The following is a 26,165-nucleotide window of genomic DNA, read 5'->3' as shown; positions in this document are numbered from 1 at the left end:
ACGTGGAAGATGGTGCGGGTCAGGCGTTCACGACGCCGACGGCCGGGAGGAACCAGCAGTTCTGGGTGCCGTTGCTCGCGTTGCCGAACACCGCCGACAGGATCGTCCCGCTTCCGGTCTTCACCGGTGCGAGGCGCACCCCCGACAGGAGGGGTAGTGCGGTGAGGGCGGTGTTGTCGGTGATCGGGTCGAGATCTGCGAAACCGCCCTGCAAGGTGCTGGTGTTGAACCACGCGACCTGCATGGTGCCGCCGCTGCCTGCCGTCGGCGAGGCCGGGACGAATGCGTAGGCCGTCTCACCCTTGTCGACGAGGTTGAGCTTCTCGGGCAGTTTCACGCCCGGGATCATGTCGAGCAGCGGCTTGAGCGGGGTGAGGGGATCGGTCTTCATCGGCCACGGGCCGGCGACGGCTCCGGCGCCCGCCGTGACGAGACCGAGGGGGTTGTCCGCGGTCGGAGCGGTGCAGAACGGCGACACCGAGGGCGTGAGCGTCTGGATGCCCAGGGTTCGCAGGAGCGCGATCGGGTCCGTCGTCGCGACCGGGGTCGGGGCGGGTGCACCGTCGGCCGCCGCGGGTGCGGCCGCCGGCAGCGGAAGTGCGCCCGCCCGTCCGGCGATGTCCTCCACGGAGAGCTGGCCTGCGCTTCCCATGATCGTCTGGGCCGCCTCCACGGCGATCTTGTCGACACCGGCCGCCTTCAGCAGGCGAACGGCCCCGGCCAGCTCGGCGTCGAACGGGATCGACAACGCACCGAGCAAGTTCCCCGGGATGAGGGGTTCCGCGGTCGCGGGTGCCGAGGTGGCCGTGAGCGTGGCCGCAGCCATCGCCACGCCCATGAGGCCCGCTCCACAGCGCCGGATCGCGCGGTGACGAGTGACGCGAACGTTCGCGTCGGGGCGAGTGAACCGAGACGAGATGGACATGGCTCTCCTTGGGGCAAACCGGCTATGACAACCGAGCACACCCGCCACGTGTGGCGGGTGTGACAGATGGGGCTTGAGTTACACGAGACCATGCCGCGCTCGACAACGGCAAGTCGTGAGTCCGACCCGTGACATGCGCGCGATCGGCGAGAGACCAAACCCTCGACGACCTGCGCATCATGCCCCGTATTGGAGCGGGTCGAGTGGGTCGCCCAGGCCGGGCCCACTCACGACGAAGGCACCCCGGCGGTGAGCCGGGGTGCCTTCGTCGGTGAGAGGGAGAAGGTCAGATGATCGCGAGTCCGATCACCGGGACGATCGTGCAGGACACGATCTGGCCCTTCGTCTTGGTGGTCACGTTGCCGTGGATCGCCGAGATGACGCGACCCTTGCCGGTACGGGAGATGCCGGTGAAGGTGCCCGGACCCTCCTTGACGTTGATCTTCGGATTGCGCTTGAGGGTCGTCGTGCCGGTACGGCCGGTGTCGACGTTGAACCAGCTCACCGTCAGGGGGGCGGCCTTGTTGTCGATCGCCGGACCGGTGCCGAGCGAGGTGTAGACGTAACCGCTCTCGCCCCGCTTGGGGCCGGGCGCCGGAGCCTCTTGCGGACCGGCGGTCACCAGTGCGCGGCCCAGTGAGCCACCGCCCGGGATGCAGCCGAGACCGAAAGTGGGGTAGAGGAATTCCTGGATCTTCGGAGCGTTCGGGCCCTGCGGGATCTCGGGATCGCCGGGCTTGCGCTCGGCCGCCAGTTCACGCGCGGCCTGCTTGCGGCCGGGCTCGCCGAGGAAGTCGGCGATCGACCGCCAGATCTTGCTGACCTCGGCGGGCATACCCGGGGCGTCGGCGAACGACTGTGCCTGACGGAGCAGGTCGGCCGAGACCTTGCCGTCCGGACCGGGCGTCGCCACCGAGCCGATGATGGCCGGCGCGAATGCGCCGAGCGAGTCCAGCACCCGCTGGTCGACCTTGGGAGCCGGGGCGGCCTGCGCGGTCATGGGCAGCGCGAGCGAGGTGGCCGCCGCGAGAGCCGAGACGGCGACGACGACGCGACGGGTCCGGGATCGACGCGGGGCCTTGTCGGATCGCATCCTCAGTGGCCGAGTGAAACGCACTGGTGTGTCCTAACGGTCGTGGCGGCGCCGGCCGAAAAACCGTCGTGCGCCTCGTGGTCGTGTCATCCGCCCGGGTGTCGGGTAGCGGACAGCCCATCTTCTCACCCGGGTCGTCGCGGGCCAGTCTAAGCCCCCGGCGGGATCCAATGTCCAGCCAGGAGGGCTGTTACAGGTGCGTTTATTGAGGTTATTGATGCAATTGTTATGCAAGTGACGTACGGCGGAGTCGAATAGTGCCCGGTTTCCCCACCTGGTTGGATGGACCGGAGTCGGTGACGACGCGGTGCGAGACGACTGACGGTCCACGAGTCGACGATTGATGGGGTGTCCCGGGTGAGAGAACAGCGCAACGACGACGGTCGCGTCCGGCGCCGATTCCGGATGACCGGCGGTATGACCGCCGTGCTCGCCGCCGCGATGGCCATGTCGCTGGGGACGGCCTGCGCCGACGAGTCCGCCACGGGAAGCCAGGTCACCCTGCTGACCCACGACTCGTTCGAACTCCCCGAGTCGGTACTGGACGCCTTCCGCCAGGACACCGGCCTCACCCTGAAGATCGTGCGGTCCGGCGACGCGGGACAACTGGCATCGACCGTGTCCCTCACGCCCGGCGCGCCGAAGGGGGACGCGGTCTACGGCATCGACAACACCTTCGCGTCGCGGCCCATCGAGGCCGGTGCTCTCGAGCCCTACGCATCGCCCGCCGCAGCCGAGGGGGCGGCCGAGTACGCGGTACCGGGTGCGGGCGATCAACTCACCGCCATCGATCGCGGAGATGTGTGCCTGAACGTCGACAACACCTGGTTCGAGCAGAGGTCACTCGCTCCGCCGGCCAGTTTTCGCGACCTGACCCGACCCGAATACGCGGCGCAGACCGTGCTCATGGACCCGTCGACCTCCTCACCGGGCACAGCCTTCATGCTGACCACGGTCGGTGCGCTGGGTAACGGCTGGCAGGACTACTGGAAGCAGGTCATCGGCGGCGGTGCGACCGTGGTCTCCGGGTGGGAGATCGCCTACAACCAGTTGTTCAGTGCGGGAGAAGGGCGCGGCGACAAGCCGATCGTGCTGTCCTATGCCTCCTCGCCGGCGGCGACCCCGGGCACCAGCGCGCTGCTGGACAGTTGCTTCCCGCAGGTCGAATATGTCGGCATCCTGAAGGGCACACGGAACTCGACGGGCGCGCGCAAGCTGGTCGACTTCATGCTGAGTCCGACCGTCCAGAAAGAACTGCCGTCGTCGATGTACGTCTACCCCGTGCAGCGCGACACCCCGCTGCCCGAGGGTTGGCCCGCCCGCGCCGAGGTGCCCGCCTGGATGGCCTCGCTACCTCCCGCGACCATCGCGGACAACCGCGAGATGTGGCTCGATCAGTGGCGAGCCGCGGCCGGTCGGTGACGCCCGCCACGCGTGCAGCGGCCCTCGCCGGGCGCGTGGCGTTGCGACTGATCCCTGCCGTCTTCGTCGTCGTACTGTTCGCCTGGCCCGTCGTCGCGCTGGTCCGTCGCGCCGTCGCCCTCGCGGGCGATGCGGGTTCGGGTCTCGGTGATCTGATCGATCGCACCGACGCGCTCCGCCTGCTGGCCATCACCCTCGGTCAGGCGGCGGCGTCCACCGTGCTCGCGCTTCTGGCCGCTGCGCCGATCGCGTGGTTGTTCGCCCGGGTCCGGGGCCGGACGGCGATCGTCCTGGCCGTGGTCGTGACGGTGCCGTTCGTGCTGCCCACCGTGGTCGTCGGCATCGCCTTCCGCTCCTTGCTCTCGGGGCCGCTGGCGTTTCTGCACATCGAGTCCGGTCTCCCGGCCGTGCTCGCAGCACACATGTTCATCAACGTCGCGGTCGTCGTACGGGTGGTTGGCGGCGCGTGGCGTGGGCTCGACCCTCGCGTACTCGAAGCGGCGCGGACGCTCGGCGCGGGTCGCCTACGAGCGGTGCGGACGGTCGTCCTGCCGCGGCTGATGCCGTCGATCGCCTCCGCGGCGGCACTGATCTTCCTGTTCTGTTCGACCAGCTTCGGCGTCGTGATCATCTTGGGCGCGGGGGAGTTGCGGACCCTCGAGACCGAGATCTACACCCAGGCCATCGGCTACTTCCGTATTCCGGAGGCGGTGGCGCTGTCGACGTTGCAGATCGTCGTGGTCGTCGCAGCGCTACTGCTCACCCGGGTCTTCGCCGACCCGGCCGGTGCAGGCTCGGCGACCGGTGGTCGTCGACACGCCGGGGGTGCCACCCGCGGGCGGTGGACGCGGCCGGCCATGTGGGCGACGGGTGTCTGGGCCGTCGTCCTGCTCGTCGGGCCCGTCGTCGTGCTCATGGTGCGGTCGGTGCGGCCCGCCGCCGACGGAGCCTGGACACTCGCCGGATACCGCGCGCTCGCCGAACCGGTCAACGGGGTCACTCCGCTGGAGAGTCTGCGATATTCGCTGCTCACCGCGGTCGCCGCCACCGCGATCGCGATGGCCGTCGGCACACTGGCCGCGATGGCGTTGCACCGATCGCACGGACTCCTCGGCACGCTCGGCTCGGCGATCTCCCTCGTCCCGCTCGGGATCAGCGCTGTCACACTGGGTTTCGGATACCTGATCGTCCTGGCGTCGATGCCGTACGAGATCGCCGCGTCGCCCGCGGTCATCCCGCTCGTCCAGGCGCTCATCGCGATCCCGGTGGTCGTCCGCATCATGCTGCCCGCCCTGGACTCGGTGCCGGCCCGGCAGCGGCAGGCCGCGGCAACCCTCGGCGCCACGCCGTGGCGCGTCTTCGCGACCGTCGACATGCCGATCGTCGGCAGGTCGATGGCGGCGGCGGGCGGCTTCGCCTTCGTGATGGCGCTCGGCGAGTTCGGGGCGACGAGCTTCCTCGCCCGCGCCGACACGACGACCCTTCCCGTCCTGATCGGCTCCGCGCTCAACCGCCCGGGCGCCGACAACCTCGCCACCGCGATGGCCGCCTCGGCCGTCCTGGTGGTCGCCACCACCGTCGCGGTGGTGGCGGTGGAGGCGTTCCGGCCGCGCACGGAGGTGCCGCTCCTGTGAATGACAGCGGAGCACAGGCGGATGACCGTGCATCGCACGGCGGCGTGCTGGCGATCTCCGATCTCACCGTCGCCTACGGGGCCGACACCGTCATCGACGGTCTGTCGTGGCAGGTCGGCACAGAAGGTTCCCTGGTGACCGCGATCCTCGGCCCCTCCGGGTGCGGCAAGTCGACTCTGCTGCGGGCGGTCGCCGGACTCGAGGTACCCACCCGGGGCTCGGTCCGATTCGACGGGGTGGACCTGGCCGGGATCGAGGTCCATCGCCGGGATTTCGGCGTCGTGTTCCAGGACGGACAGTTGTTCAGCGGGCGCAGCGTCGCGTCGAACATCGGCTACGGGCTGCGCGTGCGCCGGTGGTCACGACGGCGCATCGCCGAACGCGTCGACGAGATGCTCGACGTCGTCGGCCTCCCGGGTTACGGGAAGCGGCAGGTGGACACCTTGTCCGGCGGGCAGGCGCAGCGCGTCGCACTCGCCCGCGCGCTGGCTCCACGACCGCGGTTGCTCCTCCTCGACGAGCCGCTCGCCGCCCTCGATCGGCGGCTGAGAGACGAACTGGCGGTGGAGATCTCCGAGATCGTACGGGCCGCGGGAGTCCCGACCGTGGTGGTCACCCACGACCACGCCGAAGCCGCGACCATGGCCGACGTGATCAGCGTGATGCGTGACGGCGCGATGATCCAGACCAGCGCGCCCGCGCAGTTGTGGAGCCGTCCCGTCGACGAGTGGACCGCACGGTTCCTCGGTGTCACGACAGTTCTCGACGCGCGGATCGACGCCGGGGTCGCCGACACCGTTCTCGGTGCGCTGCCTCTCGCTGTGCCCGACGGTTCCCGACGACTCGGGCTGCGTCCGGAGTCGGTCGAGGTGGGCAACCTCCCCGACGGCCGAGAGCCCACCGGCGACGCGGTCGAGGGCACGGTCCGGCTCGTTGCCGAGTTGCCCGCGGGGCCGCGGGTGCGTGTGGCCACCGTGGCCGGCGAGATCGACGCGGTGGCCGACGAACCGGTCGTCGTCGGCGACCGGGTGCGGATCCGGCTGGTGCCCGAGCGCGTCGCGGTGATCGGGGGGTGAGCACCGCTCGCCGCGATCTCCTCGTGCCGCCCGGGCTCATGATCGTCGGGGCGACGTCGATGTACCTCGGCGCCGCCGTCGCCGTGGGGTTGTTCGACGTGATCTCGCCGGCGGCGGTGGCGTGGCTGCGTATAGCCGGTGCCGCCCTCGTCCTGTTGCTGTGGGTGCGGCCGCCGCGAACCGCCTGGCGCTGGGAGCGCTTGCGGCTCGCCGGGTGTTTCGGCCTGATCACCGCAGGGATGAACATCGCCTTCTACGAAGCGCTCGTGCATCTGCCGCTCGGCACCACCGTCGCGCTGGAGTTCCTGGGTCCGGTCGTGGTGGCCGCGCTGGGCTCGGCGACGCGACGAGACGCCGCCGCACTCGTCCTGGCCGTGGTCGGTGTGCTCCTCATCGCCGACGTCCGATGGTCGGGGACGGCGCTGGGGGTGATCCTCGCCCTGACCGCGGCAGCCTGTTGGGCCGGCTACATCGTCCTGGGAAAGCGGGTGGCGGCCCGCGGTTCGGGCGTCGAGGATCTCGCCACGGGATTCGCGGTCGCCGCGCTCGTCACCGCACCGCTGGCGTGGTGGGTCGCCGACGCCGTACGCGCCGGGGCGTCGTTGCCCGTGGTCCTCGGTCAGGGTCTGCTCCTGGGCATCGCCTCGACGGCGGTGCCCTACGCCCTGGACCAGATCGTGCTCCGGCGCGTGGGCCGGGCGCGGTTCGCGATCCTGCTGGCGCTGCTGCCGGTGACCGCGTCGGTCATCGGACTGGTCGCGCTCGGCCAGGTGCCGCGGCCGCTGGAGGCCGTCGGGATCGCGGCGGTCGCGCTCGCTGTCGCGGTCAGGTCCGCCGACGAGGGGGAGGAGGTGCCGCCGAACTGAGCGGCCTCAGGCGGCACGCGCCTTCTTCAACGCCTTCCGCAGCTCCTTCTTCGACATGTCCGAGGTGTCCAGCTTGCGCATACGGTGGATCACCACGGGGCAGCGAACGCAGCGCGTGGAGCTCTTGCAGCACTTCTTCTTGGGCTTCAGCGAGCCCACTCTGGTCGGGTCGACCTTGCCCATGACGCGAGGTTAGCAGGCCCTAACTCGAGCGCTTCCGGGAGCTGTGATCGCGGTCTCACCGCAATAGCCGATACTCTGTGACCTTGAATCCCTAGGTGATCTGCTCCCCACGCCGGTCAGAGCTGTTCGGCCGTGAGCGTCGTAGACGTTCGGCTGTGCCGACCGCCGGCCGCCGATGCCGGTCCCCAACCACACGAAAGAGAGCCAGTGAGCGCTGCCCCCACCTTCCGCAACGTCGCGATCGTCGCGCACGTCGACCATGGAAAGACCACTCTCGTCGACGCCATGCTGCGCCAGTCCGGCGTCTTCGGTGAGCGCGCCGAGGTCGTCGACCGGGTGATGGACTCCGGTGACCTCGAACGTGAGAAGGGCATCACCATTCTCGCCAAGAACACCGCGGTCCACCGGCGCCAGCCGGATGGCACCGAGGTGGTCATCAACGTCATCGACACCCCCGGCCACGCCGACTTCGGCGGCGAGGTCGAGCGCGGCCTGTCCATGGTCGACGGAGTGGTCCTGCTCGTCGACGCCTCGGAGGGCCCGCTGCCGCAGACACGCTTCGTGCTGCGCAAGGCGCTCGCCGCCGAGCTGCCGGTGATCGTCGTCGTCAACAAGACCGACCGTCCCGACGCCCGCATCCAGGAAGTCGTCGACGAGACCCAGGATCTACTGCTCGACCTCGCCTCGGATCTCGACGAAGAAGCCGCGAAGGCCGCCGAGCTCGTCCTCGAGCTCCCGGTGCTCTACGCCTCGGGCCGCGCGGGCAAGTGCAGCACCGTCCAGCCCGCCAACGGCGAGGTCCCGTCGGGGGAGAACCTCGACGACTTCTTCAATGTCCTGCTCGAGCACGTCCCGGCGCCCAAGGGCGATCCGGAGGCTCCGCTGCAGGCGCACGTGACCAACCTCGATGCCTCGGCGTTCCTGGGTCGTCTGGCGCTCGTCCGCATCCACAACGGCACCCTGCGCAAGGGTCAGCAGGTGGCCTGGTGCCGAGAGGTCGACGGCGAGGCCGTCGTCGAACGCGCCAAGATCACCGAACTCCTCGCCACTGTCGGCGTCGAGCGCGCACCCGCCGAGTCGGCATCGGCCGGCGACATCGTCGCCGTCGCCGGTATGCCGGAGATCATGATCGGCGACACGCTGGCCGACGTCGACAACCCGCAGCCGCTCCCGCGGATCACCGTGGACGAGCCCGCCATCTCGGTGACGATCGGAACCAACTCGTCGCCGCTGGCCGGTCGCGTCTCGGGTCACAAGCTGACCGCCCGCATGGTCAAGTCGCGCCTGGACGCGGAGCTGGTCGGCAACGTGTCGCTGCGCGTGCTCGACATCGGCCGTCCGGACGCCTGGGAGGTGCAGGGCCGTGGTGAGCTGGCTCTGGCCATCCTCGTCGAGCAGATGCGCCGTGAAGGCTTCGAGCTGACCGTCGGCAAGCCGCAGGTGGTCACCCGGCAGGTCAACGGCAAGGTGCACGAGCCGTTCGAGCACCTGACGATCGACGTGCCCGAGGAGTACCTCGGCGCGGTCACCCAGCTGCTCGCAGCGCGTAAGGGCCGCATGGAGCAGATGAACAACCACGGCACCGGCTGGGTCCGTATGGAGTTCATCGTGCCCTCGCGCGGCCTGATCGGTTTCCGCACCGACTTCCTCACCGAGACCCGCGGCACCGGCATCGCCAACGCCGTCTTCGACGGATACGACGCCTGGGCCGGCGAGATCCGCGCCCGCCACACCGGCTCACTGGTGAGCGACCGCGCCGGCACGGTCACGCCGTTCGCGATGATCCAGCTCGCCGACCGCGGCACCTTCTTCGTCAACCCCGGTGACGACAGCTACGAGGGCCACGTCGTGGGTATCAACCCGCGTCAGGAAGACCTCGACATCAACGTCACCCGTGAGAAGAAGCTGACCAACATGCGTCAGTCCTCGGCCGACGTGATGGAGACCCTCGCCAAGCCGATGCAGCTCGACCTCGAGGCCGCCATGGAGTTCTGTGCTGCCGACGAGTGTGTCGAGGTGACCCCGGAGGTCGTTCGCGTGCGTAAGGTGCACCTCGACTCGAACACGCGGGCACGCGAGCGTTCGCGGGCCAAGTCCCGGGACGCCGCCGTCGGTTCCTGACCCGCGCGCGACCGGTGGCCGGGGCGGTGGGGCCGACACGTCCGATGGGCCGAGAAGCTTCTTCTTCATGGGGGTATCCGAGGTGAATCGCGTGAGACCAGAGCGCTGTGCGGAGGGTCGGACGGGGAGCGCGGCCGCGCACCCGGTCCGGCGCCGCACGCTCGGACTGCTCTCGTGCGGTGCGGCGTTGCTCGTCGCCCTGACCGCGTGCATGTCGGATCCGCCGCCACCCGTCCGGGACACCGGCCCGCCGCCCACCCCGACCGAGTATCCGGTGGCGAAGACGATCTATGTCGCCACCGACTCGGTCGGCGCGGGGTTCAACCCGCACATCGCGGCGGACCAGAATCCGGTGACGACGGCCGTCGCGGCGATGACGCTGCCCAGCGCGTTCGTGCCGGTCCAGACGCCGGGCGGAACGGTGTGGGAACTGCAGCGGTCGTTCGTCACCTCCGCGGAGGTCACCTCGCGGGCACCGTTCACCGTGACCTATCGCATCCACACCGATGCACAGTGGTCCGACGGTCTGCCCGTCACCGGTGACGACTTCAACTACCTGTGGCAGCAGATGTCGCGCCAGCCCAACGTGGTCGCTCCGGCGGGATACCGCCTCATCGACTCGGTCCAGTCCAGCCAGGGTGGCAAGGTCGTCGAAGTCAGGTTCGAGCGTCCGTATCCGGCGTGGCGCGAACTGTTCACCGGTCTGCTGCCCAGTCACGTCCTGAAGGGCGCGCCCGCCGGCTTCCAGACGGGCATGGACACCGGCAAGCCCGTCTCCGCCGGGCCGTACGCGATCGTCGGTATCGACAAGACACGCGACGAGGTACGCCTCGCACGCAACGACCGCTACTGGGTCACCCCGCCCCGACTGGATCAGGTGGTGTTGCGTCGCGCGGGCACCTCCGCGCAGATGCTCGACTCCATCCGGTCCGGTGACTCCTCGATCGTGGCACTCGGCGCCTCACCGGCGACCGAAGCCGAACTCGGCGCCCTCCCGGGTCTCGAGACGGCCCGCAGTCTGACCTCACGATCGCTCGGCGTCAGTGTGAACGCGCGTACCGAGGCGATGAGTTCGGTGGAGGTCCGTCGCGCAATTCTCGGCCTGATCGATCCCCGCCTGACCACGTTCGCCGGCGCCGGGGACTCGGTCGTGCAGCCGTATGCCAACACGGTCTTCGCCCCGTCGGACCCGGGGTACACGCCGGTCTCGCGCCCGCGGACCCCGCCGGCCGAGATCGACGCGCTGCTGGGCTCGGCGGGCTACCGTCGCGCCGCGCCGGAACCCGTCGGCTCCGCGTCTCCGGTTCCCTCTGCCTCGGAGGAGTCCCCGACATCGGGAGAATCATCCTCGCCGGTCGTACCGGCCCCGTCGGCGTCGGGAGAGTCGACGACGCCGGGTCCGAGCGAGACGCCGGTCGAGGGCCTCGCCGAGGTGCCCGATCTGCCGGAGGGAATCCTGCCGTTCCAGAAGGACGGCCAGGACCTGATCCTGCGCGTAGGTGCGGTCGCGGGTGATCCGCGGACCATCTCGGCCGCGTCGAGCATCGTCGACCAGCTGCGCGGCGCGGGAGTCCGCGCCCAGGTGGTGACCCTGCCCAACGGCGAGCTGTACGGCTCCGCGCTGACCAACCGGCGAGTCGATCTCGTCGTCGGCTGGACAGGTCTCGGGGTCCCGGCCGCGGCGTCCCTGGCTTCGCAGGTGGACTGCAACCAGCCCAAGCCCGGCACCGAGCCGTCGCCCGCCACGCCACCGACGCCCACCAGCATCGCACCCAGCGGGGGCGATCCGGGCGACAGCTACGCCAGCAACATCTCCGGTCTCTGCGATCCGCGACTGATCGACCTGGCGCGCACCGCGCTGTCCGAGGACGACCCGGTCGCCACGCTGAACCAGGCCGAACCGCTGCTGGCCGCGCAGGCCATCTACCTTCCGCTGTACCAGGATTCGATGGTCACCGGGACCACGCCGGCCGTGCGCGACGTTCCGCTCACCGGACCGATCCAGGTGTCCATCTTCGGGACGGCCGTGAACTGGGAACTGTCATGAACCGGGATCTGAGGTGACCGCGACGGTCGCCGCGCGCCGGCTGCTCCTCGTCCACGCCCATCCCGACGACGAGACGATCATGACCGGCGGCACCATCGCGCGCTACCTCGCCGAGGGTGTCGACGTCCGCGTCCTCACCTTCACACTCGGAGAGGAGGGCGAGGTCATCGGCGACGAGTGGGCGCAACTGGTCGCCGACGGCGGCGCCGATCAGCTGGGCGGGTTCCGCATCCTCGAACTCACCCGCGCGCTGGCGGCGCTGAGCCCCGCAGACCAACCGGCGTTGCGGCCCCGATTCCTCGGGGGAGCGGGACGATGGCGGGACTCCGGCATGGCCGGTTCGCCGTCGGCCGATCATCCGCGCGCTCTCGTCCGGGCGCCGTTCGACGAACCCGTCGGCGCACTGGTCGAGGTCCTGGCCGACTTCGCACCGCAGGTGGTCGTCAGCTACGACGCCGCAGGCACCTACGGGCATCCCGACCACAAGCTCGTCCACGAAGTCACCGCCGCCGCGGTCCGCCGCGTCCGCGACCTCGGCACCGGTCCGCTCAAGGTGTACGAATCCGTGACCGAGCACAGCGCGCTGCAAGCCGGACTGGCCGGCGTCTCCTCGGTGCCCGACGGCTGGCGCATGCCGGCGGACGGCGAACTGCCCAGGTACCCCGACGACGCCATCACCACCGAGATCGACATCCGCTCGTACCTCCCGCACAAGGTCGCCGCCCTGACGGCGCACGCCACGCAGGTCACCGTCGCCGAGTCGGGCACCGAATACGCGCTGTCGAACAACATCCTGCAACCGATCGCCGACCACGAGCACTTCCTCCTGACCGAGCCGCACCGGCACGACGTGCGCGCCGGAACCCGCGAAACCGACCTGTTCGCCGGGATCGACTGAGGACCGCAGGCCATGACCGCTCCCACCGGCCCCACGCGACGCCGCGCCCTCGACCGTGCGCTGCTCGGGTTCCTCGTCCTCGACGGCTTCGTCGTCGGTCTTCTCTCGGTGGCCTTCACCTACCAGCGATTCGGGGGCGTCGCGCTGCCCGTCGCCGCGATCGTCGCCGGCCTGCTCAACGTGGTACTGCTCTGGCTCGCCGCCGGGTTCACGGCCACGGCCTGGCGCTACGGACCGCTCGGCGCGTGGGGACTCGTGGTCCTCGTGGCCGGCGGCCTCCCCGGCCCCGGCGGTGACGTCGTCCTGACACCCAGCGGGAATTTCCTGTGGCAGACCGTGTTGCTCCTCGTGCTGGGCGCCGGCCCGACCGTCGCCCTGATCTGGTCCGGCCGGCTACCCGAACCCGGCCGTAGCGCAGCCACATCGCGCTGAACCGTCGGCGCGGGAACCGCTGAACTGTCGGCGCGGGGACCGCGGCGGCCGAACGTTAGAGTGAGGGACATGGTTCTGCGCGCGTGGGCCGACGACATCACGGCCCCGATCGAGCGCGTCACGGCCGCACTCCGCCGTGTTCGTGACGACCCGGCCGCCCTCGGTCCCGATGCCCTCGACGACCAGGGCTGGGCCGCGCTGCTGGGTGCCTCCGGACCGCACCTGGAGGAGTTGTGCGACCTCGCCGACGCCGTGCGCCGCCGGGTGACCGATCCGGATTCACTCACGTTCGTCGTCAACCGCAACTTCGACACCGCCGTCGTCAGCCGCCTCGGGCCCGGCGACCCGACACTCGCCGACCTCGTCGCCGAGGCCGTCGAACTCGGCGCCACCGAGATCTGCATGCAGGGTCCGCTGCCCGCCGACCTGCCCGCCACCGAGTACGTCCGGCTCGTCGCGGAGATCACCGGCGCGGCTGAGGGCCTGCACCTACATGCCTATCGAGCACCCGAGATCGTCGATGGCGCCGCCCGGTCCGGGGTATCGGTGGCCGAGCATCTGGGGCGGCTGCGGGCGGCGGGGCTCGGTTCCGTGCCCGGCACCGCGGCGCAGATCCTCGACGACACGGTCCGGGCGGAACTGTCCCCCTCCGGCTCGGCGCCGCCGGTAGCCGAGTGGGTCGATGTCATCGAGACGGCACACCGAACCGGGCTGTTCTCCACCGCCACGATGCTCTACGGGCACATCGAGACACCCGCGCAGCAGGTCGCGCATCTGCGCACCCTGCTCGACATCCAGCGGCGGACCGGCGGATTCACCGAACTCATCCTCATGCCGCTGCTCCGCGAGAACGTCCCGCCGCACCTGGTCGGCGTCGCGACGGCCGACGCGTCGCAGCGCGAGACGCGCGCACTCCATGCGGTCGCCCGGCTCATGGCCGCGGGCCTCATCGACCACATCCAGGTGGCGTGGACAAAACTGCCCACCGACACCGTCGACCTGTTGCTGCGCGGCGGCGCGGACGACATCGGCGGGCTGCTGCTCGACGGCGGTCTGATGCCCGGGGCGGGCCCGGAGGCGGGCCGGGTGCTCGACGTCGACACCCTCGTCGACATCGCCGCGCGTGCGGGCCGCACACCGCGCCAGCGCACCACGCGCTACCGGCAACCGGAGCCCCACCGCCAGACAGCGCTTCCTCAGGTGCGTCCGTGACCGGCACCGCATCGACCGCCCGTGAGCCGATCGCGACCCCCATCAGTGATGTCGACGTCGCCATCATCGGTGCGGGCATCGCCGGTCTCGGCATGGCCACCACCCTCGCGCGTTCCGGGCGAGAGTCGTTCGTCGTCCTCGAGCGCGCCGACGCGGTCGGGGGCACCTGGCGGGACAACACCTATCCGGGCATTGCCTGTGACATCCCGGCTCACCTCTACTCGTTCTCGTTCCGGCCCCCGGCGGACTGGTCGTCGCGCTTCCCGAGCGGCGCCGAGATCCGGGACTACCTCGAACAGACCGTGGTCGACGAGGGGCTCGCGGACCGGATTCTGCTCGAACACGAACTGTGTCGAGCCGTCTGGGATGATGCCGACGCGCACTGGGTGATCAGCGCGGGAAGGCCGGACGGCACGGTCGCAGCGTTTCGCGCCCGTTCCCTCGTGATGGCCGTAGGCCGGCTCTCGGAGGCGCGTATCCCGGACATCGACGGTCTGGACGGCTTTCCCGGTCAGGTCGTCCACACCGCCGCATGGCGCGACGACGTGGCCGTCGCGGGTGCCCGGGTGGGCGTCGTCGGCACCGGCGCCTCGGCGGTCCAGCTCATCCCTCATCTCGCGGAGGTGGCCGAGGACCTGGTGGTCTTCTGCCGGACACCGCCCTACGTCGTGCCGCGCGATGACCGTCGGTACTCCGACGCCGAACGCGCAGAGCTGCTCGACCCCGTCGTCGCCGACGAGGTACGCAACCGCCTCCTCGCCGAAGCCGATGTCGCGTTCCGCCAGCGCCTCGGCCTCTCGCCCGACATCGACGAGATCCGGGCGCGGGCCACCGGTCACCTGCGCGCGCAGGTCTCCGACCCGGTCCTGCGGGACCAGCTGACGCCCGACTACGAGATCGGTTGCAAGCGAATACTTCTCAGCGACGACTTCTATCCCGCGTTGCAACGCGCCAACGTGGTGTTCGAACCCAGTGCGCTGACATCGGTCACCGAGTCGAAGGCCACCGCGCGCAGCGGGCACACCTACGATGTGGACGTCCTGGTGATGGCCACCGGATTCGAGGCCGCGCGCCCGCCCGCCGCATCGCTGATCGTGGGCCGGTCCGGCCGCCTGCTCTCCGAGCACTGGGCGGCGGGTATGACGTCGTACGCGTCCACCGTCGTCAGTGGGTTCCCGAACATGTTCGTGCTCGACGGGCCGAATGCGGCGCTCGGGCACAATTCGGCGATCTACATGATCGAGACGCAGCTCGACTACGTGGCCGGCGCACTCGATCACATGCGGGACAACGACATTCGGACGCTCGTCGTCTCGGCCGAGGCAGAAGCCGCCTACACCCGCGAGATCGACGAACGCAGTGAGTCGACGGTGTGGCTCACCGGATGTGACAGCTGGTACGTCGATCCGGAGAGCGGCCGCCTGACGCTGCTGTGGCCGGGGACGGCGGTGTCGTTCCGAGAACGCAACGGGACCTTCGATCCCGCCCCGTACGAGAGCACCGCACACCACCGGACGAACGCCGTGACCACCATGGAGGGGGAGTGATGACCGACCCGACGACCATTCGTGCCGCATTGTCGGCCGCCCGCGACCGTGCGCCGATCGGTGTCGACGACGCCGTCGCGCTCCTGTCCAGTTCGGGAGACGAACTGACCGAGTTGCAGTCCATCGCCGCGGAGATCCGCGACGAAGGGCTCGCCGCGGCGGGGCGGCCGCGCCAGATCACCTACTCGCGCAAGGTCTTCATCCCGCTCACCAGACTGTGCCGCGACAGATGCCACTACTGCACCTTCGTGACGGTGCCGGGCAAGCTGGCGCGTGCGGGCGAAGGTCTCTACCTCGAGCTCGACCAGGTGGTCGACCTCGCGCGCCGCGGCGCCGAACTGGGCTGCAAAGAAGCACTGTTCACCCTGGGCGACCGTCCCGAGGACCGCTGGCCGCAGGCCGGCGAATGGCTGGCCGAACGCGGATACAGCTCGACCCTCGACTACGTGCGGGCCGCGGCGGTCGCGGTCCTGTCGGAGACGGGACTGCTGCCGCACCTCAATCCGGGAGTCATGAGCCTCGACGAGCTCCTCCACCTGCGCCCGGTCGCCCCCTCGATGGGCATGATGCTCGAGACGACCTCGCGCCGGCTGTTCACCGAGAAGGGGCAGGCGCACTACGGCAGTCCCGACAAGGATCCGCTCGTGCGCATGCAGGTGCTGCGCGACGCCGGCGCCGCGCGGGTCCCGTTCACCACCGGAATCCTCGTCGGGATCGGCGAATCCCTCCGTGAGCGTGCCGAATCGCTGCTCGCGCTCGCCGAAGTGCATGCGCAGGGCGGCCACCTCCAGGAGGTGATCGTGCAGAACTTCCGGGCGAAACCCGACACCGCCATGCGATCGACCCCGGATGCCGAGATGACCGAATTCCTCGCCGCGGTCGCGGTGGCCCGCATCGTCCTGGGACCGCACATGCGTGTGCAGGCACCGCCGAACCTGGTGTCGCCCGCCGAATGTGCCGCTCTCATCGCGTCCGGGGTGGACGACTGGGGCGGTGTGTCGCCGCTGACACCCGACCACGTGAATCCCGAACGCCCCTGGCCGAATCTCGACGCCCTGGCCGCCCGGACCGCCGAGTCGGATTTCGTTCTCACCGAACGCATCACGGCGCAGCCGCCGTACGTGCTCGCCGGTGACGAGTGGATCGATCCGGCGCTGGCCCGCCACGTCGCCGCACTCGCCGATCCCGTGACGGGCCTCGCCGCCGACGCCCGACCCGCACCACGTCCCTGGCCGGCGGTCGCCTGACCGGCGGCCGGTCGTTCTCAGCCGGTTCGACTCAGTCCAGAAGCGGCGCGAGGGCCTCGTACCCGCCGATGACGTCGGTGGCCCGGTGCAGACCGAGATCCTGCAGCGCTGCCGCGGCGAGACTCGACGTGTAGCCCTGCGAGCACAGGATGATCCAGCGGACGTCATGGTCGACGGCCGGTGCGATACGCGCGTCGCTGGCCGGGTCGCATCGCCACTCCAGGACGTTGCGTTCGATCACGAGTGCGCCCGCGGCCTCACCCTCCTCGGCCCGCTGGGCGGCAGGCCGGATGTCGACGAGGATCGCGCCGGCCGCGAGTTCGCCGGGGACGTCCGCGGCCTCGATGCGTTCGATGCGCGACCGCGCCTCGGCGAGCACGTCGGCGATGGTCCGGGTGTGGCGGGACCCGCTCATTCGGGTTCGTCGGTGAGGATCGTGCGCTTGCGACGCAGATGCCCGCCCTCGGAGATGTCGTAATAGGACATCGCGGTCAGCGGTGGCGAATACGCGTGCACGCTCAGGGTGGGGACCGCCGGGAGCGTCGCCGTATCGGCGGTGTCGGCGAGCCGGATCGCCGGGTTCTGCACGACATCGTGGACCCAACCGAGGGGAAAGGCGGCCTGGTCGCCCGCGTCGAGAATGCGCACCGCCAGATCGTCCCCCGTCCAGTGGTACTCGCGCAAGGAACCCGACAGCACCGTCAGCGCACCGAGTGAGCCCGCATGGTCGTGGAGTTCGGTGGCTTCGCCGGGGGTCCAACTGATCAGCCAGACGTCGACGTCGTCGTCGGCGTGCAATCGCGTCGACCACCGATGACGGGGATCCCATGTGTACGGGAGGAGCGCGTCGTGACGGCCGTCGAGGACGTCGGCCACGCCCTGGTCGGTGATGCGGAGGAGATCGGCGGGCCGCAGTCGGGTCGGGAGGTGACCGAGGGCGCGCGGGGCGGCGGTCCGGAGCCGATCACGCGATGTGCTCGGCGCGGTGCGGGCGAGGGTCGAGGTCATGGCGAATCCTTGGGGAGGGGCGGCGATGGCGGTCGATGAGGTCGATCAGCGACAACACATGCACATCGACCGTCGAACCGGTTCGTGCTCCACGCCGGCGCGCTCGGCGTCGGCGCGGTCTCCCGCGATCACGGATTCGTCGATGACGATCATGCGGGTGACCATGCCCGGGGAACGGCCCGGCGTCGAGGGTTGTCGGCACAGTGAGCGAAACCCCGGTCCCGGCGGGTTCTGTGAGTGGGGCCGAAGTGTGATTCTCGTTACTCCCGCTCCGCTCCGGGCGCGATCCGGCAGGGGGCGATTTCGTCGTGGGCACCACCGGGGCGGATACTGTGGGGTGCGGTTCGACCAGCCCTCGGGCCGCACCGGCGCCGACGCCGGAGAGCCGTTCGACGCCGAACAGTTCATCGTGTCGCGCCGACCCGGATCTTCCCTAGCGAAGGAGTGAGTGGTGACCTACATCATCGCGGAGCCTTGCGTCGACGTGTTGGACAAGGCTTGCGTGGAGGAATGCCCCGTCGACTGCATCTACGAGGGTGGACGCATGCTCTACATCCAGCCGGATGAGTGCGTCGACTGCGGTGCGTGCGAACCGGTGTGTCCGGTCGAGGCGATCTTCTACGAAGATGATGTGCCGGACGAGTGGGAGCCGTACGTCAGCGCGAACGCCGACTTCTTCGACGACCTCGGCTCGCCCGGCGGTGCCAGCAAGGTCGGCAAGACCGACGCCGACCCCGCCTTCATCAAGGGTCTCCCGCCCATGAACGAAGAGGACTGACCCGCTGCGCATGAGCAGTCCAGTCTCCCGCGCCGCGGTGCCGCTGCGCGTCACCTCGACCCGTGTGAGCGGGCGCCTGCCCGACTTCCCGTGGGACACGATCGCCGGAGCCAAGGCCGCAGCGCAAGCGCACGCCGACGGCATCGTCGACCTGTCGGTGGGCACGCCCGTCGACCCGGTGCCGGAGCTGATCCGGGACGCCCTCGCCGCGGCCGCGGACTTTCCGGGCTATCCGCTGACGGTCGGCACCCGTGAACTGAGGCAGGCGGCAGCGGAGTCGCTCAGCCGACGACACGGTGTCACCGGACTCGACGAGTCCGGGATCCTGCCGGTCATCGGGACCAAGGAGGTCATCGCCGGTCTGACGTCGACGTTCGGGCTGGGACCGGGCGACGACGTGGTCATCCCCGAAGTCGCCTACCCGACCTACGAGGTGAGCGCGCTGTTGGCGGGTGCGCGCGCTGTGCGTGCGGATTCGACCGTTGCGCTCGGACCGATGAATCCGGCGCTGATGTTCATCAACTCGCCGTCGAATCCGACCGGCAAGGTCTTGGGTGTCGACCATCTGCGCAAGGTCGTCGGCTGGGCGCGAGAACGCGGCACCGTCGTGGTGTCCGACGAGTGCTATCTCGGATTGAGCTGGGAGGGCGAACCGCTCTCCATCCTCGACCCGCGTGTCTGCGACGGGGACCACACCGGACTGCTCGCCGTGCACTCGCTGTCGAAGATCTCGAACCTCGCGTCGTACCGGGCGGGATTCCTTGCAGGCGACACCGAACTCATCGCCGAGCTCCTCGCAGTTCGCAAGCACGCCGGATTCATCGTGCCGTTTCCCATCCAGGGAGCGATGACCGCCGCGCTGCGCGACGACGCGCACGTCGACGAGCAGCGCGAACGCTACGCCGCGCGTCGGCGACTGTTGAAGGCCGCGGTCGAGGGTGCGGGCTTCCGGGTCGATCATTCCGAGGCCGGCCTGTATCTGTGGGCCACCCGGGACGAGCCGTGCCGGGAGACCGTCGACTGGCTCGCCGCGCGTGGAATCCTCTGCGCCCCCGGCGATTTCTATGGTCCGACGGGCGAACGCCACGTTCGCATGGCGCTCACCGCGACCGACGAGCGGATCGGCGCGGCCGTCGCTCGTCTGGCCGATTGAGTTCCGACCGGATCAGCCGCGGCCGCTCTTCTGCTGCAATCTGTCGATCTCCTCGGAGGCCTCGGCCTTGGTGAGGTCGGCCGAGATCGTCTCGCCGGCCTCCCGTGCGAGGGTGTCGAGGTAGCTGCGCTGGGCTCCGGTCATCGGCTCGTCACCGGTCACCCAGTCGTCCGGGTCTTTCTCGGTGCTGTTGCCCGCACCCGCGCCGAGGACGTCGTCGGTTCCGTTCGTCGAACGGTTGTTCGATGTGCTCATGAGCCCACCATACGTCGCCTTCGGGAATCCGGCCAGTGAGCGACTCGTCGCGACCCGTTCGCTCACCATTTCCGTTCCCGCTCACCCGCTCTGTGTGAGCGGGAACGGAAATGGTGAGCGAGAGCTGGTCGCAGTGGGCTCAGTTGTTCTTGTGCAGCGCCTCGTTGAGCGCGATGCCGTCACCCTTCCAGGGGACGACCTCGACCGCGCCGGTGAGGCTGTTGCGACGGAAGAGCAGGTTGGACTGGCCGGACAGGTCGCGCGCCTTGATCTGGGTGCCGTCGGGGCCGGTCACCTTGGTGCCGGCGGTCACGTACAACCCGGCCTCGATGACGCAGTCGTCGCCGAGGGGGATGCCGCAGCCCGAGTTGGCGCCCAGCAGGCACCGCTTTCCGAGCGCGATGATCTCCTTGCCGCCGCCCGAGAGCGTGCCCATCGTCGAGGCGCCGCCGCCGATGTCGGAACCGTCGCCCACGACGACCCCCGCCGAGATGCGGCCCTCGACCATCGACGACCCGAGCGTGCCGGCGTTGAAGTTCACGAAGCCCTCGTGCATGACGGTGGTACCCGCCGCGAGATGGGCGCCGAGGCGGACGCGGTCGGCGTCGCCGATGCGCACGCCGCCGGGGACGACGTAGTCGACCATGCGCGGGAACTTGTCGATCGAGTACACGGTGACCGGCCCGCGAGCGCGGAGCTTTGCCCGCACCGACTCGAAGTTGTCGACGGCGCACGGGCCGTGATTGGTCCACACGACGTTGGCGAGCATCCCGAAGATGCCCTCGAGGTTGGCGCCGTGGGGGGTGACGAGCCGGTGCGACAGCAGGTGCAGGCGCAAGTAGACGTCGTAGGCGTCGACGGGTGCGGCCGCGAGATCGGCGATGCCGGTGCGGACCGCGATGGTCTTCACACCACGGACGGCATCGACGCCGACCAGGTCGCGGAGGTGCGCGGGAGTCGACTCGTCGTCGAGCGTGACGGTCTCCGCCGTGTCCACGCCGTCGAGTTCGGGTTCGGGGAACCACACGTCGAGGACGACGCCGGGGGTCGAGCCCCCGTCGATGACGGTCGCGATGCCAGTTGCGTGTGCGCCAGTTGATGTCACGACAGGTGAGTCTAGGTGATCGGCGGTGCCCGCCCGGCTCGCCACCCTGCGCAGCGCCGGGTGCCGAGCGTCATCCGTTCGACCCAAACCCCTGGTCGGGGCCGGCTGGGCGCTCGTAGATTCGTTGCCATGACCGGCCATCCGCACCCGCCCCCACCGCCGCGGCGACGCCGCCGCTGGCCGTGGGTGCTCGGCGGACTCGGGCTGGCGGTCGTCGTCGCGCTCACCGTCGGGGCGGTGATCTTCCAGCCCTGGCTGCTCTTCGTCGACACCGAAGTCGACGACGCGATCCCGGTCGCGGTGACCCCCACGACGTCGACACCGGGGCAGGCGCCGCCCGCCGGGCCCGTGGTGACCTCGCGCGGCACCCTCATCAGCCACGAGCACTCGACCACCGGGGCGGTCTCTGTCATCGAGAAACCGGACGGCTCAAGGATTCTCGCGATCGAGAACCTCGACACCACCACCGGCCCCGATGTCCACGTGTGGCTGTCGGGGGCCGAGGTGGTCGAGGGGTTCGCCGGCTGGCGCACCGCCGCGGACGCGCCGCATGTCGATCTCGGCATGATCAAGGGCAACAAGGGCGATCAGGTCTACGAGATCCCGGCCGACGTCGATCTCGACGAGTACCCCGCGGTGTTCCTGTGGTGCGTGAAGTTCAGCGTCTCCTTCGGTGCGACGGAACTCGGTCCCGTCGGTTGACCCGACGCGGGTACTACGGTGGGAGCGTGAGCAACCCCGTCCTCGACCTGGCCGCCGATCCCGTCGACCTCACCGCCGCCCTGGTCGACATCGAGAGCGAGTCGCGCAACGAGGCGGCCGTCGCCGACGCGGTCGAGGAGGCGCTGCGCCGCCAGACGACCGGTTTCGAGATCCTCCGGCACGGCAATCGGGTACTGGCCCGGACCAACCGCGGTCTGGCGCGGCGCGTCATCCTCGCCGGACACCTCGACACGGTCCCGGTTGCCGGGAACCTCCCACATCGCCGGGAGACCCATCCCGAGGAGGGAGATGTCCTGCACGGATGCGGGACCGTCGACATGAAGTCCGGCGATGCGGTGTTCCTGCATCTCGCGGCGACGCTGGACGAGCCGGCTTCCGATCTGACGCTGATCTTCTACGACTGCGAGGAGATCGCCGCGGAGTTCAACGGCCTGAACGACATCGAGCGCGAGCTCCCCGAGTGGCTGACCGGCGACGTCGCGATCCTCGGCGAGCCGACCGCCGGCCTCATCGAGGCAGGATGCCAGGGCACGCTGCGGGTCCGGTTGTCGACGACGGGTACGCGTGCGCATTCCGCGCGGTCGTGGATGGGTGAGAACGCCGTGCACAAGCTCGGCGGACTGCTGACGACGCTGTCGGCCTACGAGGCGCGCCGGGTCGACATCGACGGATGCGAGTACCGCGAGGGCCTGTCGGCCGTTGCGGTCTCGGGAGGTGTCGCGGGCAACGTGATCCCGGATGCGGCGTATGTCGACGTGAACTTCCGCTTCGCGCCGGATCGTTCGGTCGATCAGGCGCTCGATCACGTACGCGAGGTCTTCGCCGCCGATCTCGCCGACGGCGTCTCGCTCGAGGTCACCGACTCGGCCGCGGGAGCGCTGCCCGGTCTGGCACACCCGGCGGCCGCCGCGCTGGTCGAGGCCGCGGGCGGACGCTTCCGGGCCAAGTACGGCTGGACCGACGTCTCCCGGTTCTCCGCACTCGGCATCCCCGCGGTCAATCTCGGTCCCGGTGACCCCAACCTCGCACACCGCGTCGACGAACGCGTTCCGGTGGCGCAGATCCGCGCGGTGACCGACCTCCTGCGCAGCTATCTGTCCTGACCCACGGGCAGTCCCGACTCGCCGCCGCACGTCGGGGCGGCGCTGCTAGCGTGGCCGCCATGTCGAGCATGCCTGAGCCGGAATCCGTCGGGGACGGAACGGACCCCGACACCTGCTACGTCGGGCCCATCCGCATCCGCCGTGATCAGCAGGGCAAGACCACTGACCGCCGGCTGCTCGAGTGGGTCGACCCGCGCGACGCTGAGCGGCGCTCCGAGCGCACCATGCGCGATTCGTGGCGCGTGCTGCGCATCCAATCGGAGTTCGTGGCCGGGTTCGACGCCATGAGCGAGGTGGCCGAGGCCGTCACCGTGTTCGGCTCCGCCCGCCTCGCCCCGGAATCGCCCGAATACGCACTCGGAGTCCGCGTCGGGCGCGCGCTCGGCGAAGCCGGTTACGCGGTCATCACCGGAGGCGGGCCCGGCGCGATGGAGGCCGCCAACCAGGGCGCCCGCCAGGCGGGGGCACAGTCCATCGGCCTCAACATCGAGTTGCCGTTCGAACAGGGACTCAATCCGTATGTCGACCTCGGGATGAACTTCCGCTACTTCTTCGTCCGCAAGACCATGTTCGTCAAGTACGCGCAGGCGTTCGTGTGCCTGCCCGGCGGCATGGGCACCCTCGACGAGCTCTTCGAGGCGCTGACGCTGGTGCAGACCAAGAAGGTGGTGCGGTTCCCGATCGTGCTGGTGGGCAGCGACTTCTGGGGTGGCCTGCTCACCTGGATGCGCGACGTGCTCGCCGCCCGGGGGATGATCTCGCCGGAGGATCTCGACCTGTTGACCGTCGTCGACGACCCGGACGACGTGGTGAAGGCGATCGAGGCCGCCACGCCCTGAGGTGCGGAGTGTGAGCGCGTCCGGACTCGATGGCACGATTGCCCGGTGAGTGCTGTCTGTGTCTACTGTGCGTCCGGTCCCGTCGATCAGCGTTACCTCGACCTCGCGTCCGAGGTGGGCCGGGCCCTGGCCGATGCCGGGCACGTCGTCGTCTCGGGAGGCGGCAACATCTCGATGATGGGCGCGCTGGTCACCGCCGCTCGGGACTCCGGCGGCCACACCGTCGGGATCATCCCGCGCGCACTGGTCCAGCACGAGGTCGCCGACCTCGGATCGTCGGAGCTGGTGATCACCGAGACGATGCGGGAACGCAAGCGACTCATGGACGAACGGGCCGACGGCTTCATCACGCTCCCCGGCGGCATCGGCACGCTGGAGGAACTGTTCGAGACGTGGACCGGCGGATACCTCGGGATGCACGACAAGCCGGTCGTCCTGCTCGATCCTTTCGATTTCTACGCGCCGCTGCTCGACTGGCTGCGAGAGTTGTCGACAACCGGATTCGTCGCGCAACGTTCGTTGGACCGGCTCCAGGTCACCGACACGGTGTCCGAGGCGGTGCGTTGTGCGACATCGCGGTGAGGCTTTGCTACCGGCCGGTAAGGTAGCGCGAGAGTGCGCGGGGCACTCGTGACGCCCAGTGGGAGAGCGGAGGCCAGATGTCCCCAGACGTCGAGCAGCAGGACAGTCGTCAAGAGAGTGTGAAGAAGACCGTCGGGATTCCCGACCTCCTTCGCGGCGTGGTCAAGATGGCGCCACACGCGACCGGGATGATCAAACACGCACCGGGTCTGATCCGGCGCCCACCGGAGGCCAAGCGGACCATCGGCTCGGTGTTCCAGAAACACGCCGCCGAACACCCCGATCGCCCCTTCGTCCGGTTCGAGGGCCGCACCACCACCTACGGTGAGGCCAATCGCCGGGTCAACCGTTATGCCGCAGCACTTTCGAAGGCCGGCGTCGGCCGGGGCGACGTCGTCGCGCTGCTGTCGAAGAACTGCACGACCGACCTGTTGCTCATGCTGGCCACGGTCAAACTGGGTGCGATCGCCGGGATGATCAACTACAACCAGCGGGGCGAGGTGATCGAGCACAGCGTCGAACTGCTCGAGGCCAAGGTCCTGGTCCACGATCCCGACTGTGCCGAGGCGTTCGACTCCATTCCGAAATCGGCGCTGCCCGAACACGTCTACGACTTCGCCGAGTTCGACGCGGCCGCGGAGGGCCTGTCCGAGGCCGACCCGGAGATCACCGAACAGCTGCCCGCGTCCACCAAGGCCTTCTACATCTTCACCTCGGGGACCACCGGGATGCCCAAGGCGAGCGTGATGAGCCACAATCGGTGGCTTGCGAGCATGTCCGGCATCGGCGGCCTCGCCGTGCGTCTGCGCCACAGCGACACCATGTACGTGCCGCTGCCGCTCTACCACAACAACGCACTGTCGGTGTCGCTGTCGTCGGTGCTCGCCTCCGGGGCGTGCATCGCGATCGGCCGGTCGTTCTCGGCGTCGAAGTTCTGGGACGACGTGATCCTGAACCGCGCCACGGCGTTCTGCTACATCGGGGAGCTGTGCCGTTATCTCCTCGCGCAGCCGGAGAAGCCGACCGACCGGCAGCACTCGGTGCACACGGTCGTCGGCAACGGGATGCGCCCCGACATCTGGGACGAGTTCCGCGAGCGTTTCGGTGTGGACCGCGTCGTCGAGTTCTACGGGGCCAGTGAGCTCAACCTGGCCTTCGTCAACGCGTTCAGCGTCGACAAGACCGCCGGTTTCTGTCCACTCCCGTACAAGATCGTGGAGTACGACGAGGAGGGCAACCCCAAGCGCGGTGACGACGGTCGGCTCACCAAGGTGGGTCGCGGCGGAACCGGTCTGCTGCTCGCACAGATCAGCGATCGGGTCCCCGTCGACGGGTACACCGACTCCGAGGAGACCGAGAAGAAGATCATCCGCGACGCCTTCAAGGACGGCGACGCCTACTTCAACTCCGGCGACCTCGTCCGCGACCAGGGTTTCGCCCACATCGCGTTCGTCGACCGGCTCGGCGACACCTTCCGGTGGAAGGGCGAGAACGTCGCCACCACCCAGGTCGAGGGCGCCGTGGATTCCTACGACGCCGTGGCCCAGTCGGTCGCCTACGGCGTCGAGGTGCCCGGCACCGACGGTCGCGCGGGAATGATCGCGGTCAAGCTCCGCGAGGGTTCCGATCTCGATCCGGGCAAGCTCGCCCGCCACCTCTACGACGCCCTGCCGTCCTACGCGGTACCGCTGTTCGTGCGGATCGTCGACGACTTCGAGCAGACGTCGACCTTCAAGAACCGCAAGGTCGAACTGCGTAAAGAGGGGTACACCGAGGCCGACGCCGAGCGGATCTACGTGTTGCTCGGACGCGACAAGGGTTACGTGGAGTACTACGAGGGCTACGCCGACGACGTGGCCGCGGCCAAGGTTCCCAAGGGGTGACCGACTCTCCGGAGTCCGGTGTCCCGCCAACGC

The 26,165-nt window shown here is 69.6% G+C and carries 25 protein-coding genes; 18 read left to right on the top strand and 7 right to left on the bottom strand.

The window, feature by feature from the left end:
- Positions 1-19 precede the first annotated feature (19 nt).
- Positions 20-925 (bottom strand): hypothetical protein, encoded by a 906-nt coding sequence (locus tag ACSUZC_RS16045; RefSeq protein ID WP_439029498.1) that lies wholly within the window; start codon positions 923-925, stop codon positions 20-22.
- Between the two features lie 286 nt (positions 926-1,211).
- On the bottom strand, positions 1,212-2,042 hold the full coding sequence (locus ACSUZC_RS16040) for an Rv1157c family protein (protein ID WP_439029497.1): 831 nt from the start codon (positions 2,040-2,042) through the stop codon (positions 1,212-1,214).
- A 381-nt stretch (positions 2,043-2,423) separates the two neighbouring features.
- On the opposite strand from ACSUZC_RS16040, the gene ACSUZC_RS16035 reads away from it, so the two are divergent.
- From ACSUZC_RS16035 to ACSUZC_RS16020, 4 genes are read left to right on the top strand one after another with little or no spacing between them, the layout of a single operon-like run.
- Positions 2,424-3,440, top strand: coding sequence for a thiamine ABC transporter substrate-binding protein (locus tag ACSUZC_RS16035; RefSeq protein ID WP_439033152.1), 1,017 nt, complete (start codon positions 2,424-2,426; stop codon positions 3,438-3,440).
- Positions 3,416-5,074 carry an ABC transporter permease gene (locus tag ACSUZC_RS16030; protein ID WP_439029496.1) on the top strand — a complete coding sequence of 553 codons (1,659 nt, stop codon included), beginning with the start codon at positions 3,416-3,418 and terminating at the stop codon, positions 5,072-5,074. Before ACSUZC_RS16035 ends, ACSUZC_RS16030 begins: the two co-directional genes overlap by 25 nt.
- A gap of 44 nt (positions 5,075-5,118) precedes the next feature.
- Positions 5,119-6,150 carry an ABC transporter ATP-binding protein gene (locus tag ACSUZC_RS16025; RefSeq protein WP_439033151.1) on the top strand — a complete coding sequence of 344 codons (1,032 nt, stop codon included), beginning with the start codon at positions 5,119-5,121 and terminating at the stop codon, positions 6,148-6,150.
- Positions 6,151-6,188: 38 nt separating this feature from the next.
- Complete coding sequence (locus ACSUZC_RS16020) at positions 6,189-7,016, top strand: EamA family transporter (RefSeq protein ID WP_439033150.1); 828 nt, start codon at positions 6,189-6,191, stop codon at positions 7,014-7,016.
- Positions 7,017-7,022: 6 nt separating this feature from the next.
- On the opposite strand, the gene ACSUZC_RS16015 is transcribed toward ACSUZC_RS16020, so the two are convergent.
- Positions 7,023-7,199, bottom strand: a complete 177-nt coding sequence (locus ACSUZC_RS16015) for a hypothetical protein (protein ID WP_439029495.1) — start codon at positions 7,197-7,199, stop codon at positions 7,023-7,025.
- Positions 7,200-7,406: 207 nt separating this feature from the next.
- On the opposite strand from ACSUZC_RS16015, the gene typA reads away from it, so the two are divergent.
- The 7 genes from typA to cofG all read left to right on the top strand — a co-directional run bounded on the left by typA (position 7,407) and on the right by cofG (position 16,703).
- Entirely contained in the window at positions 7,407-9,320 is a 1,914-nt protein-coding gene (typA, locus tag ACSUZC_RS16010; protein ID WP_439029494.1) for a translational GTPase TypA, read from the top strand.
- A 67-nt stretch (positions 9,321-9,387) separates the two neighbouring features.
- Positions 9,388-11,367 (top strand): ABC transporter substrate-binding protein, encoded by a 1,980-nt coding sequence (locus ACSUZC_RS16005; protein WP_439029493.1) that lies wholly within the window; start codon positions 9,388-9,390, stop codon positions 11,365-11,367.
- 13 nt (positions 11,368-11,380) lie between these two features.
- Complete coding sequence (mshB, locus tag ACSUZC_RS16000) at positions 11,381-12,265, top strand: N-acetyl-1-D-myo-inositol-2-amino-2-deoxy-alpha-D-glucopyranoside deacetylase (RefSeq protein WP_439029492.1); 885 nt, start codon at positions 11,381-11,383, stop codon at positions 12,263-12,265.
- A 12-nt stretch (positions 12,266-12,277) separates the two neighbouring features.
- Positions 12,278-12,697, top strand: coding sequence for a facilitated glucose transporter (locus tag ACSUZC_RS15995; protein WP_439029491.1), 420 nt, complete (start codon positions 12,278-12,280; stop codon positions 12,695-12,697).
- Positions 12,698-12,766: 69 nt separating this feature from the next.
- A complete protein-coding gene (locus ACSUZC_RS15990) occupies positions 12,767-13,909 on the top strand; it encodes an FO synthase (RefSeq protein ID WP_439029490.1) in 1,143 nt (380 codons plus the stop codon).
- Positions 13,906-15,456 carry a flavin-containing monooxygenase gene (locus ACSUZC_RS15985; protein WP_439029489.1) on the top strand — a complete coding sequence of 517 codons (1,551 nt, stop codon included), beginning with the start codon at positions 13,906-13,908 and terminating at the stop codon, positions 15,454-15,456. Before ACSUZC_RS15990 ends, ACSUZC_RS15985 begins: the two co-directional genes overlap by 4 nt.
- Entirely contained in the window at positions 15,456-16,703 is a 1,248-nt protein-coding gene (cofG, locus tag ACSUZC_RS15980; RefSeq protein WP_439029488.1) for a 7,8-didemethyl-8-hydroxy-5-deazariboflavin synthase CofG, read from the top strand. The genes ACSUZC_RS15985 and cofG overlap by 1 nt, the downstream gene beginning before the upstream one ends.
- Positions 16,704-16,734: 31 nt before the next feature.
- Here the strand turns inward: cofG and ACSUZC_RS15975 are convergent, their stop codons facing one another.
- Positions 16,735-17,118 (bottom strand): rhodanese-like domain-containing protein, encoded by a 384-nt coding sequence (locus ACSUZC_RS15975; RefSeq protein ID WP_439029487.1) that lies wholly within the window; start codon positions 17,116-17,118, stop codon positions 16,735-16,737.
- Positions 17,115-17,711, bottom strand: coding sequence for a cysteine dioxygenase (locus tag ACSUZC_RS15970; protein ID WP_439029486.1), 597 nt, complete (start codon positions 17,709-17,711; stop codon positions 17,115-17,117). The genes ACSUZC_RS15975 and ACSUZC_RS15970 overlap by 4 nt, the downstream gene beginning before the upstream one ends.
- Positions 17,712-18,159: 448 nt before the next feature.
- Between ACSUZC_RS15970 and fdxA the strand changes: the two genes are divergently transcribed.
- Both fdxA and dapC read left to right on the top strand, forming a co-directional pair.
- On the top strand, positions 18,160-18,489 hold the full coding sequence (fdxA, locus tag ACSUZC_RS15965; protein WP_004019217.1) for a ferredoxin: 330 nt from the start codon (positions 18,160-18,162) through the stop codon (positions 18,487-18,489).
- A 10-nt stretch (positions 18,490-18,499) separates the two neighbouring features.
- Positions 18,500-19,642 (top strand): succinyldiaminopimelate transaminase, encoded by a 1,143-nt coding sequence (dapC, locus tag ACSUZC_RS15960; RefSeq protein WP_439029485.1) that lies wholly within the window; start codon positions 18,500-18,502, stop codon positions 19,640-19,642.
- Positions 19,643-19,654: 12 nt separating this feature from the next.
- On the opposite strand, the gene ACSUZC_RS15955 is transcribed toward dapC, so the two are convergent.
- Entirely contained in the window at positions 19,655-19,897 is a 243-nt protein-coding gene (locus tag ACSUZC_RS15955; RefSeq protein ID WP_439029484.1) for a DUF3072 domain-containing protein, read from the bottom strand.
- 139 nt (positions 19,898-20,036) lie between these two features.
- Positions 20,037-21,002, bottom strand: coding sequence for a 2,3,4,5-tetrahydropyridine-2,6-dicarboxylate N-succinyltransferase (gene dapD / locus ACSUZC_RS15950; protein ID WP_439029483.1), 966 nt, complete (start codon positions 21,000-21,002; stop codon positions 20,037-20,039).
- A 186-nt stretch (positions 21,003-21,188) separates the two neighbouring features.
- On the opposite strand from dapD, the gene ACSUZC_RS15945 reads away from it, so the two are divergent.
- From ACSUZC_RS15945 to ACSUZC_RS15925, 5 genes are all read left to right on the top strand, one after another.
- The gene (locus ACSUZC_RS15945; RefSeq protein ID WP_439033149.1) at positions 21,189-21,704 is read left to right on the top strand and encodes a DM13 domain-containing protein; all 516 of its coding nucleotides are present in this window, start codon (positions 21,189-21,191) and stop codon (positions 21,702-21,704) included.
- Positions 21,705-21,730: 26 nt separating this feature from the next.
- Entirely contained in the window at positions 21,731-22,828 is a 1,098-nt protein-coding gene (dapE, locus tag ACSUZC_RS15940) for a succinyl-diaminopimelate desuccinylase (protein WP_439029482.1), read from the top strand.
- A 59-nt stretch (positions 22,829-22,887) separates the two neighbouring features.
- On the top strand, positions 22,888-23,667 hold the full coding sequence (locus ACSUZC_RS15935; RefSeq protein ID WP_439029481.1) for a TIGR00730 family Rossman fold protein: 780 nt from the start codon (positions 22,888-22,890) through the stop codon (positions 23,665-23,667).
- 45 nt (positions 23,668-23,712) lie between these two features.
- Positions 23,713-24,249 carry a TIGR00730 family Rossman fold protein gene (locus ACSUZC_RS15930; RefSeq protein WP_439029480.1) on the top strand — a complete coding sequence of 179 codons (537 nt, stop codon included), beginning with the start codon at positions 23,713-23,715 and terminating at the stop codon, positions 24,247-24,249.
- Positions 24,250-24,326: 77 nt separating this feature from the next.
- Complete coding sequence (locus ACSUZC_RS15925) at positions 24,327-26,132, top strand: long-chain-acyl-CoA synthetase (protein WP_439029479.1); 1,806 nt, start codon at positions 24,327-24,329, stop codon at positions 26,130-26,132.
- Positions 26,133-26,165 lie beyond the last annotated feature (33 nt).

Origin of the sequence: Gordonia terrae (assembly GCF_051789125.1) — a bacterium.
Taxonomy (GTDB): Bacteria; Actinomycetota; Actinomycetes; order Mycobacteriales; family Mycobacteriaceae; genus Gordonia; species Gordonia terrae_A.
Note: the sequence above shows the minus strand (reverse complement) of the source record. Positions and strands in the feature narration are given on the sequence as shown.

Bases quoted from the DNA above. Each gene is read 5' to 3' on its own strand.
- ACSUZC_RS16045 (WP_439029498.1), bottom strand. From the start codon at position 925: ATGTCCATCTCGTCTCGGTTCACTCGCCCCGACGCGAACGTTCGCGTC.
- ACSUZC_RS15975 (WP_439029487.1), bottom strand. From the start codon at position 17,118: ATGAGCGGGTCCCGCCACACCCGGACCATCGCCGACGTGCTCGCCGAG.
- ACSUZC_RS15970 (WP_439029486.1), bottom strand. From the start codon at position 17,711: ATGACCTCGACCCTCGCCCGCACCGCGCCGAGCACATCGCGTGATCGG.
- ACSUZC_RS15955 (WP_439029484.1), bottom strand. From the start codon at position 19,897: ATGAGCACATCGAACAACCGTTCGACGAACGGAACCGACGACGTCCTC.
- ACSUZC_RS15935 (WP_439029481.1), top strand. From the start codon at position 22,888: ATGTCGAGCATGCCTGAGCCGGAATCCGTCGGGGACGGAACGGACCCC.
- ACSUZC_RS16035 (WP_439033152.1), top strand. From the start codon at position 2,424: ATGACCGGCGGTATGACCGCCGTGCTCGCCGCCGCGATGGCCATGTCG.
- ACSUZC_RS16015 (WP_439029495.1), bottom strand. From the start codon at position 7,199: ATGGGCAAGGTCGACCCGACCAGAGTGGGCTCGCTGAAGCCCAAGAAG.
- ACSUZC_RS15925 (WP_439029479.1), top strand. From the start codon at position 24,327: ATGTCCCCAGACGTCGAGCAGCAGGACAGTCGTCAAGAGAGTGTGAAG.
- dapC (WP_439029485.1), top strand. From the start codon at position 18,500: ATGAGCAGTCCAGTCTCCCGCGCCGCGGTGCCGCTGCGCGTCACCTCG.
- ACSUZC_RS15990 (WP_439029490.1), top strand. From the start codon at position 12,767: ATGGTTCTGCGCGCGTGGGCCGACGACATCACGGCCCCGATCGAGCGC.
- ACSUZC_RS16020 (WP_439033150.1), top strand. From the start codon at position 6,189: ATGATCGTCGGGGCGACGTCGATGTACCTCGGCGCCGCCGTCGCCGTG.
- ACSUZC_RS15995 (WP_439029491.1), top strand. From the start codon at position 12,278: ATGACCGCTCCCACCGGCCCCACGCGACGCCGCGCCCTCGACCGTGCG.
- cofG (WP_439029488.1), top strand. From the start codon at position 15,456: ATGACCGACCCGACGACCATTCGTGCCGCATTGTCGGCCGCCCGCGAC.
- ACSUZC_RS16005 (WP_439029493.1), top strand. From the start codon at position 9,388: ATGGGGGTATCCGAGGTGAATCGCGTGAGACCAGAGCGCTGTGCGGAG.